Source organism: Natrinema gari JCM 14663, assembly GCF_000337175.1.
Taxonomy (GTDB): domain Archaea; phylum Halobacteriota; class Halobacteria; order Halobacteriales; family Natrialbaceae; genus Natrinema; species Natrinema gari.
The window spans coordinates 1-15,526 of the sequence record NZ_AOIJ01000054.1 but is presented as its reverse complement, the minus strand read 5'-3'; the positions used below and the strand labels follow the sequence as shown (position 1 = coordinate 15,526).

Sequence of the window (15,526 nt, the reverse complement as noted above, 5' to 3'; positions counted from 1 at the left end):
GTGTATAAGAGACAGCGTCGATGTCGAGCGTGCGGCCTCGATGCTCGCGTTGAGTGCGAGCATGTTCGTCTCGTCGGTGACGTCGCCGATGAACTCGAGCAGGTCGTCGATCGCCTCGATCTCCGCCTCGAGCCGGGTGACTTCCGCAACGGCGTCGTCGGCCTCCCGTTCGATGGCGTTCATCCCCTCGATCGCACGCCGAGCGGACTCGCGGGCGTCCGCACTCGCGGTCGCGGTCCGTTCCGCGAGGGTCGCGACCTGTGACGACATCGCAGCGATCTCTTCGGTCGTCGTCGAGAGGTCGTCGATCTCGTCGTTGATCGCGGCGAGTTGGTCGCTCTGTTGCTCGGCCCCGTCGGCGATCTGTTGCACGGATGTCGTCACCTGTTCGGACGCGGATCGGACGTCCACGACCCCGTCGGCCGTCGATTCCGCCGCGCCGTCGACCGCGTCGGCGAACGCTCGCGTCGCGGCCACCGTCTCCTCGATGTCGTCCATCATGGCGTTGAACGCCGCCGCGACCGTGTCCATGGCTTCGCTGTCGGCGTCCGTCTCGAGTCGCCGGGTGAGGTCGCCGTCCGCACAGGCCCGCATCGTCTCGCCGTACTCGTCGGCCGTCCGCTCGAGGTGCCGCGAGAAGCGCTCGGACTCGGCGCGGGCCCGTTCGGCCTCGGCGCGTGCGGTTTCGGCCTCCTCGAGACGCTGGCGCAGGGAGCGCCGCATCCGGTCGATCGACCGATGGAGATCGCCGAGTTCGTCGTGTCGGCTCGACTCGACCGGCTCGTCGAGGTCCCCGTCCTCGATCGCCGCCGCGCGGTCGGACAGCGTCCGCAACTCGCCGGCGGTGTTCCGGCCGACGGTCAGGCCGAGAACGACCATCCCCCCGAAGGTGACGGCAAGCATCGCGAGGATCCAGTTCGAGATCGTCGACTGGAGGGAATACGCCTGCGATGCGGGGACGCGGGTCGTCAGCGTCCAGTCCTCGGTCCCGACCGCCGCGTAACCGACGACGGTCTCGTCGCCGCCCTCCGTGAGCGACGTCGTCCCCGTTTCGTTCGCGATGTCCGCCGGCTCGATCGCGTCGTCCGCGAGCAACAGCGACCGATCCTCGGCAAGGACGACCGTTCCGTTCCCGTCGGTGACGATCACCTCGTCGGTTTCGTCGGTGCCAATCATGTACCGGGACAGCGACTCGAGGTCGACAACCCCGACGACGACGCGATCCGACTCGCCGGGGACCCGGCTGACGGCGAGCATCGCGGGGCGGCCGGCAGCGGTTTCGAACGCCTCCGAAAAAACGACCTGTGACCCATCCTCGGTCGCGGTCGAGAGTCGGTCGGCGACCACGTCGCTCAGGCGGCCGTCGTCGGTCAGGACCGCGTTCGTGCCGGCGTTGGCCTGCACCTCGCCCGTCTCGGAATCGACGTAGTACGCGCCGTCGAACGCGGAGCGATCGGTCATTCGGTGTAACGCGTCGGTGATCGCGACCCGGTCGTCGTTGCGAAAGGCGACCGAACGGGGCAGCGATCCGAGATACCGTTCGGTCGACCGAAACCAGATCTCGAGGCGGTCGGCGTCCTGTTGTGCATCGGTGACGAGTTGCGATTCGACATCCGACCGGAGTTCCGTGCCGGTCTGTGCATAGATACTCCCGCCGAACAGCCCCACGATGACGACGATGACGACGAGCGCGGCGAGAAACCGCAACGCGTAGCTGCGACGAACGACCGGCATACCCGCCCACGGATTCGGATCCATCGAGTAGGAGACTCGACGGGACCTGTATGTAAGTCGCTAAGAGTATTATATACGACTATAGATATCACGTATTCGACCCACCGTCTCGATCGCCGCGGCCGACGAGACGGCCGCAAGCGGTCGGGACGTATCGGCCCAGTCCGAACCGCTGAAATACCGCCCCATCATACTGGTGGTCGTGTCGAAGCAGGTCCAGCAGGTCGAAACGATCTTTTGTCACGAGACGGGCGATGACTATCTCGTCGTCGTCGAACGTGACGGCAAACGGCTGTTCCGCGCGAAACTCGGACTCTCGGAGACCTCGGCCGGCCCCCGCCCCGCGAAGTTCCGGCTCAAGGAGGGCTCGAGCGAAGAGCCCCGCCAACCCGACGAGTTCGTCGAACTCGCCCGCCGAGCCACGCGGCTGCGCATCTCCGAACAGACCTCCGCCGAGGGTCGTCGCGACCTCCGGGAGATGTTCGCGGGCTACCAACTCGAGGACAAGCTCAAGACCGTCCGGACCTGTCGGTACTGTGCCGGCGCGGGCCGGTACTCCCCGATCACCACCGAGACCGCCGTCAAGGACGACTCCGACTGGATCTGTCGGGACTGCGCTCGGCAGGAACTCGAGCGCCAGCTGTCCTTTTCCGGCGGCGGCGAGGTGACGGGCGCTGCGAAAGAACGGTTAGAAGACCTCATGATGGAGGTCCAGGATCTCGAGCGGATCGTCAACCTGCTCAAGGGCCAGCTCGATCCGGACCTGACGAAGTTCGATACCATCTCGGCGACGACCGACGAGGTCGATCCCGTCCGGACCGACTCGTTGGATCTGCACCCCGGTCTGCAGACTCTGCTCGAGGACCGGTTCGATACCCTGCTGCCGGTCCAGAGCCTCGCGGTCGAACACGGCCTGTTCGACGGCGACGACCAGCTCGTGGTGTCGGCGACCGCGACCGGGAAGACGCTCGTCGGCGAACTGGCGGGGATCAACCGCGTGTTGAACGACGAGGGGACGATGCTCTTTCTCGTCCCGCTGGTCGCGCTGGCCAACCAGAAGTACGAGGACTTTCAGGACGAGTACGGCCACCTCGTCGACGTCTCGATTCGCGTGGGCGCGAGCCGCGTCGCCGACGAGGGCGAGCGGTTCGACCCCAACGCCGACGTCATCGTCGGCACCTACGAGGGGATCGACCACGCCCTGCGGACGGGCAAAGATATGGGCGATATCGGGACCGTCGTCATCGACGAGGTCCACACCCTCAAAGAAGAGGATCGAGGGCACCGACTCGACGGCCTCATCTCCCGGCTCAAGTACACCTGCGAACAACGCGCCACGCGACGGGACGACTACGGTGGCGCACAATGGGTCTACCTCTCGGCGACCGTCGGCAACCCCGAACAGCTTACCGAAGCGCTCGAGGCGACGCTCATCGAGTTCGAAGAACGGCCGGTACCGATCGAGCGCCACGTCACCTTCGCCGACGGGCAGGAGAAGGTCCGCGTCGAGAACAAACTCGTCAGACGCGAGTTCGACAGCGAATCCTCCAAGGGGTATCGCGGGCAGACGATCGTTTTCACGAACTCCCGCCGGCGCTGTCACGAGATTTCGCGGAAACTCGATTACTCGGCCGCGCCGTACCACGCCGGACTCGATTACAAACGTCGGAAGGAAGTCGAACGCAAGTTCGGCGACCAGGACCTCGCGGCCGTCGTCACGACCGCCGCGCTCGCGGCGGGGGTCGACTTCCCCGCCTCGCAGGTCATCTTCGACTCGCTGGCCATGGGCATCGAGTGGCTCTCCGTCCAAGAGTTCCACCAGATGCTCGGCCGCGCGGGCCGGCCCGACTACCACGACAAGGGCAAAGTGTACGTCCTGGTCGAACCCGAGACGGTCTATCACAACTCGATGGAGATGACCGAGGACGAAGTCGCATTCAAACTGCTCAAAGGGGAGATGGAGTCGGTCATGACCCACTACGACGAGGCCGCCGCCGTCGAGGAGACGCTTGCGAACATCACCGTCGGCGGCAAAGCCGCCAAGGCGCTCAACGATCGGATGCTCGGCGAGATCCCCACGAAACACGCCGTCGGGAAACTCCTCGAGTACGACTTCATCGACGGCTTCGAACCCACGCCGCTGGGCCGGGTCGTCACCGAACACTTCTTGGAGCCCGGTCAGGCGTTCATGCTCATCGACGGCATCCGGAAGGACGCCCACCCCTACGAGTTGGTCGCGGACCTCGAGCTACGCGATGCCGACCTCTAACGACGGGGCCACGAGTAGCGGGTCGATAGTACGGCCACAACCGTTTTAGTTACCCTGTCGCCGGCCAGAACGATAAAAGGCGAGAGGACCCAATCGATGGCCAACGGCGGGAAGACGGTCCCGCCACCGTCACCATGGAACCGAGTACGCCAGCCGCGATCGATCCGCCAGCGAACGTCCTGCTTGTCCACCCGAGACACGACGAGCCGGCCGCTTGCGAGGAGTTGTGTTACGACGACGGCGGCACGGCCCATCTCACGGTGACGTTCGCCGACGAGGAACCGACCTGTCCGGACGCGGAAGCAGTCGACGGCAAACGCGGACTGATCACCATCGGAAACGTCCTGACCGATGACGAGTCAGTATCCGATTTCAGCCACCACGTCGTCTCGGAGACGGTCACCGATCCGACCGATCTTTCGGAAATCGGCGTCGCAATCAGCCGGGTCTGCAAACACTGGGCCGGGAACGACGAGGACATCACCGTCTGTTTCGACTCACTCGATGCGCTCCTCCGACACACCTCGCCCACGGACGTCTTCCAGTTCACACACGTCCTCATGAACCGTCTCTCGAGCGTCGACGCCTACGCCCACTGCCACTTCGATCCGACGCGCCACGAGGATCGAGTCGTCTCCACGTTTGGGACGATCTTCGACAGCGTCGTCGCCGAGGAAACCAGCGACTCGCTCCCGGAGGCGACCGACGAGGAAGTCACGTCGCTACTAGCGGAGTGGGAAACGGAGTCGGCCAGTGATGGAGCGCCCGATCCGGAGTCGGTCACCGAAGCGACCGACGAGGACATCGCACAGCTGTTCGGGAAGTGAGCCGGCGACTCGAGGAATTCTCAGGGGACGAACGCGACGCCGAAAAACGATAGTGCGAGGACCAACAGCGACCCCGGGACGCCGCCGATGGCGACGATCGCGATCGTAACCGGCGTCACTGCCACCGCCAGACCGAAGAGAGCCTGTGCGACGTAGAACACCACGAGTCCGACCACCGCGTTGACGATGAACGGGCTGGCCACCCGGACGATCCGTGCCGCAGCGAGGACGAGGAGGAAGACGAGGGCCAAAATCAGGAGCTCGAGGCCGTCCATGGCCGTCGCTACCACACCACCACGCAAAACGGTTCGGACCGTAACGAAACCCTTTATGATGTGCGCCCGGTAGAGGGTGGTACGGGATCGTGGGTTAGCTTGGTATACTTCGGGCCTTGGGTGCCCGTGACCCCGGTTCAAATCCGGGCGATCCCATACGGTTTAACAGTAAAGCGGGAGTTTTTGCCGCGTTACTTCGATCATCCTCACACTACTTAGTGGCCGCTTTCTGGGGATGGTCAGCGTGACGGTCGCCCCCGTCTGGACGAACCGACGGTTTGTTACATACGCGAGAAGGTGGGGGTGAAGTTACATACGACAACGTTTGACAACACTCGAAAAAGGGCCCCGTTTCGACTGGAGACCGACAGTAGCACGACCCATACTATCGACGAAAACGGAGGTAGCCGCTGAGTCGCCTCGTCGAGTCCGACGAATGCGAGCGGTGCGGTGAGCCGTCGGCGCGCTTTACCGTCTCCATCCCAAGTGTACGCGCGCGGTTCGGAACAGGGAGGGATCGCCATGTGTTCTCGAGCGTCGGAACTCGAGAGCCCGAAGGCTGACGGCGATGTCCTCGAGTTCGCGAGAACGTATGATCTTGGCCAATCGTTAAATTTTTATTCCTGATATGAACTGTGTGTGATATGGACTCCCTCCTGACAGAGATACTCGAAAGCATCTTCGTTGATCCATTGTTCGAATACTTCTATCACGATCTGACACTCACACGAATCGTCACACGCCTCATCTTTGGGATTGCGCTTCTCGTCGGGGTTTTCCTTGCCTTGCTCAAATCACCACCCCTCTCGTACGTTGGATGGGTCCTCGTTGTTCCAGCCTCTCTCTTCGTCGTATATGACACACTCACTGTCAACAGGCATACGAGAAGCTAGGGCGACCGCGCTGGGCGACGGATCAGTGACCGGCCGCAGCGGGGTACTCGAGTCAGGTGAAGGCTCCGTCACCGCAGATACAGTTGACGCTCGGGACAAGCGGCCGAACGGAACCGTCCCGTTCGATTTCGGCGACGAGGATCGCACCACAGTTCTCGCATCGGACCGCAATTCGCGTCCGTTCGGAGTGAGTCGACATGGATCTCACGGATGAGCCTACGTGGTCATCACGCTCGCTCCAACGTGTGACGGGAGGGCGACGCGGACTGCGCCGCCGAATCGGTCCGTCCCAACGCCGTGCCCCCTCGAGCAGCGCCGACGGATCGCGGAGGCGTTGCGATCGATCACGATGCTCGGCGTCGCCAGCGACGGGCTTGCCGACGGCGCGGCGGTGACGGGTACGTCGCGGACACGACCAGCGAGTCGCCCCGCGTTGCGACGCGAGCGGGACATGAGTTCAGTTCCGCCCCGGTATACGACCATTTATACCGGATGGCGGCCCTAGGGAGGTGCAATGGCGCAAGCGGGAAATTCCGAACTCGTCGACTCTTTCGAGCAGTTCTTCCGCAATTACTACGACAACGAGATCAAGCAGCTTGCCCAGCAGTATCCCAACGAACAGCGCTCGCTTCACGTCGACTGGCAGGACCTCTATCGGTTCGATCCCGACCTCGCGGACGACTTCATCAATCAACCCGAACAGCTCCAGCGCTACGCCGAGGAGGCGCTGCGGCTCTACGACCTCCCGATCGACGTCAGCCTCGGCCAGGCACACGTCCGGGTCCGAAACCTCCCCGAGACGGAGTCACCCGAGATCCGGGAGATCCGCGCCCGGGACATGAACTCCCTCGTCCAGGTTCACGGCATCGTCAGGAAAGCGACCGACGTCCGCCCGAAAATAGAGGAAGCCGCCTTCGAGTGCCAACTCTGTGGCACCCTTACCCGCGTCCCCCAGTCCAGCGGCGATTTTCAGGAGCCCCACGAGTGTCAGGGCTGTGAGCGACAGGGTCCCTTCCGCGTCAACTTCGACCAGTCCGAGTTCGTCGACTCACAGAAGCTCCGGGTTCAGGAGAGTCCCGAAGGACTCCGGGGCGGGGAAACCCCGCAGGCCCTCGACATCAACATCGAAGACGACATCACCGGCGAGGTCACGCCCGGCGACCACGTCTCCGCGACCGGCGTCCTCCGCCTCGAGCAGCAAGGCGACCAACAGGAGAAATCGCCCGTCTTCGACTTCTACATGGAGGGCATGTCCGTCGAGATCGACGAAGAGCAGTTCGAGGACATGGACATCACCGGCGAGGACAAAGCAGAGATCGTCCGCCTCTCGAGTGCCGAGGGAATCTACGAGAAGATGGTCGCCTCCATTGCCCCCTCGATATACGGCTACGAGCAGGAGAAGCTCTCGATGATCCTCCAGTTGTTCTCCGGCGTGACGAAGCAGCTCCCCGACGGCTCGCGAATCCGGGGCGACCTGCATATGCTCCTGATCGGGGACCCTGGTACTGGTAAGTGCGTCCATGGTGATACGAAAGTCACGCTTGCAGATGGGCGAACCGTACCGATCCGCGAGCTCGTCGAATCGAATCTCGAGGACCCGAAACCAATCGATGACGGCTGGTACGACGAGATTGATCTCACAGTTCCATCGCTGCAAAACGACGGGTCGATTGCCCGTCAACGTGCGACAAAAGTTTGGAAGCGAGAAGCGCCCGATCGGATGTACCGTATTCGAACCGCAAGTGGACGAGAACTCGAGGTGACGCCGTCTCATCCGCTGTTCGTTCAGCGAGAGGGACAGTTCTCACCGGTTAGTGCGGACAAACTTAGCGAGGGACAATTCATCGCTGCTCCCCGCAACCTCCCGACGGAACGTGATAATACGCTTAATGTTGAGTTCCGACGCTCTCAGTCGCGAAACGCAATTCAACTCGAATTGCCAGATGAGTGGACGCCGTCGTTGGCTCGCTTGATCGGTTACATCGTCGCAGAAGGATACGTCGAGCAACGTGACGACAAGACGGGCTTCGTTTCGATCACGAACAACGATCGGGAAGTGCTGGATGACGCAGCAAGTGCGATGGCGAAACTCGGTCTGAATACAACTGAGCGCGATCCACACGAATCAAAAGATGCGCGTGAATTGCTCTGTTCAGCGGGAGAGTTCGTGAGTTTTCTCAACGCTCTAGAGAGCCGTCTTCTTGACTCGTCCGATAACCAGTGTGTTCCCGATCCTCTCTTTCGAGCCACTGAACCAGTTAGATCCGCGTTCCTCAAAGCGTTTATCGAAGGAGAAGGCCACGTTTCGGAGTCACAGCGAGAGATCACTATCGCTTCGATGAGTCGTGAGCTACTCGAAAACGTTCGGACACTCCTTCTGTCAGTAGGGATCCGCTCGCAGCTCCATGATCGACAGAACGGAAGTTATCGACTCAGAATTAGCGGCGACGAATTTGCAAAGTATGTTTCCGAGATCGGATTCATAACTCAGCGGAAGCAACAGGCGACCCGCCAAGATACTGGGACAGACGGAAATACGAATCTCGATATCGTTCCGGATATCGGAATGGAACTTCGCCGAATCCGAGAATCGCTCTCGCTTACGCAGGCAGAATGTGGGCTTTCCCGATCGACATATCAGAATTACGAACGGGGATCGCGAAATCCGAGTCGAGAGAGTCTGCAGCGGATGGTTTCAGCTTTCAAAGATGCAGTTCCAAAAGAGGAGAACTCGAGCGAAGACGTTGCAGTGACTGACGGAGGAGCAGTAGAACGGGGTATCGCTGCTCTCGAACGGTTAGCTAACGGTGACGTATATTGGGACTGCATCGAGTCGATTGACGAAGTCGAGCCCGACTACGACTGGGTGTACGATCTCGAAATTGACGGCACTCACAACTACATTTCGAATGGTCTTGTTTCGCACAACTCCCAGATGCTGGCATACATCGAAAACATCGCGCCGCGGGCCGTCTACACCTCCGGGAAAGGGTCGTCCTCGGCCGGTCTCACCGCCGCGGCCGTTCGCGACGACTTCGGCGACGGCCAGCAGTGGAGCCTCGAGGCCGGTGCGCTCGTCCTCGCCGATCAGGGGATCGCGGCGATCGACGAACTCGACAAGATGCGGTGTGTGACAGGAGAAACACTCGTCCACACTGGTAACGGCATCGAACCAATCCGTGAACTCGCATACGAATCGGCTACTGATGGCTCGATCGAATCACTCGAGAACGGCCGGACGATCCGAGATGTCGATACAGAGGTCTGGACGATGACTGCGGACGGGGCCGTAACTAAACGTGACGTCCTTGCGGTCCACGAATACGACGCACCAAACGAACTCTGCGAAATCGAACTGGAGAGCGGGGAGCAGCTAGCGACGACAGCCGACCACCCGTTTTTCGTTCTGGAGGATGGGAAGCGAGAAGAACGCCACGCACAGCACCTCAGTGAGGGCGATTGGGTATACGTTCCTCGAGCGGTTCCGGCGGCGATCACAGACGGTGGCGTGAGCGTGTTGCCGGCTTCCGAGAGCGGTGCAGATATCGAGCATCTAACCGCTGCCCACGGTGCGATTTTGGGATATATCGCCGGCGATGGAAACGTCATCTACAATCGAGAAGATGGAAGCTACGGCTTCCGCTTTACGAACAAAGAAGCAGCGCTTCTGAACGACTTCGAAAAGGCCTGTACGAAAGCCTTCGATACACAGCCCGTCCGCCACCCGAGTGAACAACGCGACGATGGTGTCGAAACGGTCCGCATCCACGGAAAACAGTACGTCGACGAACTTCTCGACGCGGGTGCAAACCTCGAGACGTACGACGGGAAACGACTTCCGAAGGCAGTTACCCAGGCGTCCAGAGAAACGAAAGCCGCGTTCGTCCGCGCCCTCGCGGATTCGGAAGGGACGGTCGGCGAACGCGCCGTCAAGATCCATTCCTCGAGCTACGAGCTACTACTCGGGATGAAAATGCTCCTGCTCGAGTTCGGTATCTCGAGTCAGATCCAAACACGAACATACGAAGATCAGCGTGATCTGTTCATCCTCGCAATCACGTCCGACCGATCGTTGGAGGCCTTCGATCGTCATATCGGATTCACTCTCGAGCGAAAGCAGCGTGCGTTGGAACGAGCAAGCGAACGAACGACCGGAACCCGAACGATTTTGGACGTACTTCCGGAGTGTGGAGAGCTGTTCGAACAGGCACGCGGAGCACTTCGTCTCCATCAATCCGAGTGCGGTCTCGACAACGATTCGACTTACTGTAACTTCGAGAACGAGGATGCGAACGCATCGCTGCGGCTCTCGGAGCGGATTCTCGAGACGTTCGAAGACAGGAAAGCGACTGCAGGCGATCACTACGACGAACTCACGTCCGAGACATCCTGGGCGCGGCTAGAGGAACTCCGTGAGCGATACCACGTCTCACAGCAGGAGCTAACGGCAGAGCTATGCGTCTCTCAGCCACATCTCTCGACCCAGTGGGGGAGCGATACTGAACTTCGAGAACGAGTTCGACGACGGCTTCGGGAGCTGCTCGCCACGCCGGCATCGGTCAATCTCGAACCGCTCCGAAACCTCATTAAAGCCGACGTGAAGTGGCGTCGCGTAGCGAGCGTTCGATCGACAACATCGCGAGATCACACCGACACTAGAGTACAGGTGCTCGAACAACGACTCGCCGATGAAATCGGAGCAGAGACTATCGACTCGGTTCAGGAACAGGCACGGTCGTTGATCGAGACGGACGAAGCAGCCGAAACGTGGGACGGACTGCGGAAGCAACTGGAAGCACACGGAATTTCGTTCCGCCGAGTCGCAGCGGAGATGGACGTCGACGGGTCCACGGTTTCACGATGGTTCACCGGGACTGTCGATATCGGAAACTTCGATACCGTCCGCTCCGTCTGTGGCGAGTTGCTCGAGGGAAAACGGAAGCGGATCGCAGAGCTGCTCGGAAAAATTGAGCGGCGGGCGGAGCCGCGGGTATACGACCTCACCGTCGAAGGAACGCACAATTTCATCGCGAACGGAATGGTCGTCCACAATTCTGAGGATCGAAGCGCCATGCACGAGGCCCTCGAGCAACAGAAGATTTCGGTCTCGAAGGCGGGGATCAACGCCACGCTCAAGTCCCGCTGTTCGCTGCTGGGCGCGGCAAACCCCAAGTACGGTCGCTTCGACCAGTACGAACCGATCAGCGAGCAGATCGACCTCGAGCCGGCGCTGATCTCGCGGTTCGACCTGATCTTTACCGTGACTGACACGCCCGACGAGGAGAAAGACCGCAACCTCGCGGAACACATCATCACGACCAACTACGCCGGCGAGTTGACGACACAGCGCGAGGAGATGAATCAACTCGAGGTCAGTCAGGGCGAGATCGACGAGATGACAGAGCAGGTCGATCCGGAGATCGACGCGGAACTCCTACGCAAGTACATCGCGTACGCGAAACAGAACTGCCACCCGCGGATGACTGAGGAGGCCCGCAACGCGATCCGCGATTTCTACGTCGATCTCCGGTCGAAAGGGACCGACGAGGACGCGGCGGTCCCCGTCACGGCCCGCAAACTCGAGGCGCTGGTCCGGCTGTCGGAGGCCAGCGCCCGCGTTCGGCTGTCGGATACGGTCGAGCAAAGCGACGCCGAACGGGTCATCGAAATCGTTCGGTCGTGTCTCCAGGACGTGGGGGTTGACCCAGAGACCGGCGAGTTCGACGCGGATATCGTCGAGGCGGGGACCTCGAAGTCCCAGCGCGACCGGATCAAGAACCTCAAACAGCTCATCAGCGATATCGAGGAGGAGTACGACGACGGTGCCCCGGTCGATATCGTCATGGAACGGGCCGACGAGATCGGGATGGACCAGTCCAAGGCCGAACACGAGATCGACAAACTCAAACAGAAAGGCGAGGTCTACGAGCCGAGTACGGATACGCTCCGGACGACGTAGCCACCGACCGCCCGCACGGACGGGGTCCGGAGTCCGGGCGGACTCGGATCTCGAGCGATCGGCGACGGGTATCGGAGCCGGCACGACTGACGGACACCCATCGGTCCGCCGGTCGGGTGCGACACCGTCCGTTACGGTTGGGGACTGCCCGCGGCAGCGCAGTCAGAGTTCGTTGATGTTCGTCACGGTCGACCGAATCGTTACCGCCGCGACATCGGCGACTTCCGCCGCGGCGGTCTGGGTCAGTGACGGCCACTCATCGCGTTCGCCGGCGGCCTTGTAGAGACACCCCGCGGCGACCCCGCTGGGATTGCGGCCGCCGATCAGTCCCGCCTCGAGCAGGGCGTCGACGTGTTCGCGGGCGCGGCGCTCGACGGCCGAGCCGAGGTCGAGTTTCGAGGCGTACCGCGGCAAGTACTGCGTGGGATCGATCGGGCCCGTCGGCAGCCCGAGTTCGCGGTTCAGCGCATCGTAGGCGACCTCGAGCTCGTCGCCGTCGGCGCGAGCCACGTCGGCGATTTCGTCGATGGTCCGGGGAACCGAACGCGTCCGGCAGGTCGCGTAGATCGCGGCGGCAGCAAAGCCCTCGAGCGACCGGCCCTGAAAGAGCCCGTCAGACTGAGCGGACTCGAAGAGGACACAGGCCTGTTCTCTCGTGGAGTCGGGCAGGGAGAGCAACGCGGTGATCCGCCTGATTTCGGCGAACCCGTAGACCTGATTTCGCTCCGCTTTCGACGAGATCCGTGCGCGATTGTGCTCGCGGCGGAGGCGTGCGATCTGTCGGCGTTTGCGACCGGTGAGCCGAGAACTGTACCCCGAATCCGAGCCGGATCCGTACCCGATCTCCGTCGAGAGTCCCCGGTCGTGTCGCGAGCGAGTGAGCGGGGCACCGGTTCGACGCCGGTCGGTGTCGTCGTCCTCGAACGACCGCCATTCGGGTCCGCGGTCGATCGCGTCTTCCGCGGAGATCAACCCGCACTGTTCACAGACGATTTCAGTACCCTCCCTCCGTAATCTGCCGTCACACTCGGGGCAGATCGCAGCCGAATCGGAATCTGCCATTGGTTATTACCTTCTACATTCGGTTCTCCTGGCTTCATATTTAAAGTATTGGAATAGATAAATGATTCGCGGAGAGCCAGCAAGTACGGGCCGGACGGGGCGCTTATCGATCGACGAGTCGTGAGAGCAGGGACTGTGAGTTCGACGGCGACCGTGACGACTCCGTCCGCTCGGCCAACAGCCGTTCGTACTGATCGATCACGGCCTGTCGACGGGTTTCGCTCGTTTCCAACGCGTCCTCGAGCGCGGCGATCCGAGCGTGGAGTCGGGTTCGTTCGATCTCGTAGGACAGCGGTAATGCATGCTGGTCCGAGTCGAGAGTGGCGTGAGACGACGGGCCGTCAGCGACTCGGTTCGACTCGAGGGTCGAACGCGAGCGATCGATTCGAGTCCGTTGCTCGGCGGGGGTGATAAAACCGGAACCTCGTCGTTCGGCGGACATGGGACGCGTTCGGTTTCGGTCCCGACCCCGAAAAAGCTCAGTCAGTCGGGTGTCAGACGCGTCCGACACGGGTCGTGCGTCCGACCGACGTTACTCCGCGAGTTGCTCGAGCACGCCGTCGGTCTCGGCCGGGACGGGGTCGGGCTCGCTGCCGGCGGCGGCCGCGGCGTCGGGGTCCTTGAGCAGGTGGCCGGTAGTGAGACAGGCGACGCGCTCGTCGTCGTCGACGACGCCCTCGGCTCGGAGCTTTCGGAGGCCGGCGACGGAGGCGGCGGAGGCGGGCTCGACGCCGATCCCTTCTCCGGCGATGTCGCGCTGGGCCGCGGTGATCTCCGCGTCGGAGACCGCGACGGCGGTGCCGCCGGTCTCGCGGATTCCCGGCAGTGCCTTCGGCGCGTTGACCGGATTGCCGATCCGGATCGCGGTCGCGCGCGTCTCGACGTCCTCCCAGCGGCGGACCTCGTCGGCCCCGTTCTCGATCGCCTCGACCATCGGGGCCGCGCCCTCGGCCTGGACGCCGGTCAGTTTCGGCACGTCGGCCTCGTCGAGTGCGCCGGCCTGGACGAGTTCGCGGAAGGCCTTGTACAGCGCCGATGTGTTGCCCGCGTTGCCGACGGGTAACACGATTCGGTCCGGGACAGTGTCGTAGTCCGCGAGAAAGCCCTCGAGGATCTCGAGGCCGATCGTCTTCTGGCCCTCGAGCCGGAACGGGTTCAGCGAGTTCAACAGGTAGGCCTCGCCCTGACCTGCGAGTTCCTGGACGATGTCGAGACAGGCGTCGAAGTTGCCGTCGACCTCGAGAATGCGCGCACCGTGGAGACTCGCCTGGGCGATCTTTCCGGCGGCGACCTTGCCGGCGGGGAGGAGTACGAGCGTCTGCATCCCGCCGCGGGAGCCGTAAGCGGCGAGGGCCGCACTGGTGTTCCCCGTCGATGCGCACGCGAGCCGACCGACGCCGAGTTCCGTCGCGACCCGCACGCCGACGGTCATGCCGCGGTCCTTGAACGAGCCCGTCGGGTTCATCCCCTCGTGTTTGATCCGCAGGGCTTCGATGCCGATCTCGTCTTCGAGACGGGGGACCTCGTACAGCGGCGTCGCGCCCTCCTGAATCGAGACGCCGGACTCGAAGGGCAAGGCGTCGGCGTAGCGCCAGACGCCCCGCCCCTCGAAATCGTCGAAGGTCGGAAGGTCGGCGTATCGGACCTCGAGCAGTCCGTCACACTCGTCGCAGGTGTATCGAACGTCGTCGAACGGGGCGAACGTCTCGCCGCACTCGATACACTCGAGCCAGACGCCGTCGTCGGCGTCGTCGGGTCGTTCCGGCCGCTCGGCCGAGAGACTGAGACTCATTGTCGGGCAGAGGGGGGCGACGTGCAAAAAGCAAGTGGATTCGGCAGTACGGCCGGTCACCGGACGCCGGTCTCACGGTAGTCCCCCGATCTGTCGGACCGCAGTCTCAGTTCGGTCTCCGTCCGTGCCGCTGTTGTCGGATTCACCGGTCGTCGGCCGTCCCAAATCTCGTCCATGACCGCGTCCGTCTCGAGATCCTCGATCGAAGCACGGAGCCGAGTCACCCTCGAGTCGGGTTTAACCAGCCGTTTGAAACGAAGCGTCGTGTTCGTCGCCGGTCCCAACCACGGTTCAGTCAGGAGTGGCGACAGGAGCCGTTACATCTCGTTCCCATCGTATGGAAACGTTACTAGAGATATATTGGAATATCGTACCACGCTCCACGTATGGCCACCGAACGGAATCAACACGTCGGCCGATCGCTCGTCGTCTACTCGTACTGGCCGTACGCGATCCTCCTCGGCGGGATCGTGGGGGCCATCAGACCGATGCTGACCATACTTGGGAACGTGGGGCCGACCGCGGGCGTCCTCACGACGCTGCCCGAGTTTCAGCTGTGGTGGATGATCCACATCGGCTACAGCGCCGTCTTCGGTGCCGGATACGGCCTCATCGCGTACCACCGGCGGCTCCGCTCGCTTTCGGAATCGATTCCGACGGGGGCCGTCCTCGGTCTCGGCTACGGAGTCGTCCTGTGGCTCGGCAACGTTATCAT

General features: G+C 62.3%; 11 protein-coding genes and 1 tRNA gene. 6 read left to right on the top strand and 6 right to left on the bottom strand.

The features are described from left to right. Window positions 1–1,758: methyl-accepting chemotaxis protein (locus C486_RS12130; protein WP_008456540.1), on the bottom strand; the 1,758-nt coding region annotated here is incomplete at its 3' end. 178 nt (window positions 1,759–1,936) lie between these two features. Between C486_RS12130 and C486_RS12125 the strand changes: the two genes are divergently transcribed. Both C486_RS12125 and C486_RS12120 read left to right on the top strand, forming a co-directional pair. Next, window positions 1,937–4,003: a DEAD/DEAH box helicase gene (locus tag C486_RS12125; RefSeq protein WP_008456538.1), complete on the top strand. Its 2,067-nt coding sequence runs from the start codon at window positions 1,937–1,939 to the stop codon at window positions 4,001–4,003. Window positions 4,004–4,137: 134 nt separating this feature from the next. Then, window positions 4,138–4,830, top strand: a complete 693-nt coding sequence (locus C486_RS12120) for a DUF7504 family protein (RefSeq protein ID WP_008456535.1) — start codon at window positions 4,138–4,140, stop codon at window positions 4,828–4,830. A 20-nt stretch (window positions 4,831–4,850) separates the two neighbouring features. Here C486_RS12120 and C486_RS12115 read toward each other — a convergent pair whose 3' ends face one another. Beyond that, on the bottom strand, window positions 4,851–5,105 hold the full coding sequence (locus C486_RS12115; protein ID WP_008456533.1) for a pro-sigmaK processing inhibitor BofA family protein: 255 nt from the start codon (window positions 5,103–5,105) through the stop codon (window positions 4,851–4,853). A gap of 83 nt (window positions 5,106–5,188) precedes the next feature. Between C486_RS12115 and C486_RS12110 the strand changes: the two genes are divergently transcribed. Continuing rightward, window positions 5,189–5,261: transfer RNA gene (locus C486_RS12110), tRNA-Pro, on the top strand. Window positions 5,262–5,749: 488 nt separating this feature from the next. After that, a complete protein-coding gene (locus tag C486_RS12105) occupies window positions 5,750–5,998 on the top strand; it encodes a hypothetical protein (RefSeq protein WP_008456527.1) in 249 nt (82 codons plus the stop codon). A 216-nt stretch (window positions 5,999–6,214) separates the two neighbouring features. Here the strand turns inward: C486_RS12105 and C486_RS12100 are convergent, their stop codons facing one another. After that, a complete protein-coding gene (locus C486_RS12100) occupies window positions 6,215–6,451 on the bottom strand; it encodes a hypothetical protein (RefSeq protein ID WP_008456525.1) in 237 nt (78 codons plus the stop codon). A 61-nt stretch (window positions 6,452–6,512) separates the two neighbouring features. Here C486_RS12100 and C486_RS12095 point away from each other — a divergent pair, with 61 nt between their 5' ends. Further along, window positions 6,513–11,957 (top strand): LAGLIDADG family homing endonuclease, encoded by a 5,445-nt coding sequence (locus C486_RS12095; protein WP_008456523.1) that lies wholly within the window; start codon window positions 6,513–6,515, stop codon window positions 11,955–11,957. Between the two features lie 162 nt (window positions 11,958–12,119). On the opposite strand, the gene C486_RS12090 is transcribed toward C486_RS12095, so the two are convergent. From C486_RS12090 to thrC, 3 genes are all read right to left on the bottom strand, one after another. Then, a complete protein-coding gene (locus tag C486_RS12090; protein ID WP_008456521.1) occupies window positions 12,120–13,019 on the bottom strand; it encodes a transcription initiation factor IIB in 900 nt (299 codons plus the stop codon). A gap of 103 nt (window positions 13,020–13,122) precedes the next feature. Further along, complete coding sequence (locus C486_RS12085; RefSeq protein ID WP_008456517.1) at window positions 13,123–13,461, bottom strand: hypothetical protein; 339 nt, start codon at window positions 13,459–13,461, stop codon at window positions 13,123–13,125. A 90-nt stretch (window positions 13,462–13,551) separates the two neighbouring features. Beyond that, window positions 13,552–14,811, bottom strand: coding sequence for a threonine synthase (thrC, locus tag C486_RS12080; RefSeq protein ID WP_008456515.1), 1,260 nt, complete (start codon window positions 14,809–14,811; stop codon window positions 13,552–13,554). Between the two features lie 386 nt (window positions 14,812–15,197). On the opposite strand from thrC, the gene C486_RS12075 reads away from it, so the two are divergent. Next, the coding region (locus tag C486_RS12075; protein ID WP_008456511.1) for a hypothetical protein at window positions 15,198–15,526 on the top strand (329 nt) is incomplete at its 3' end.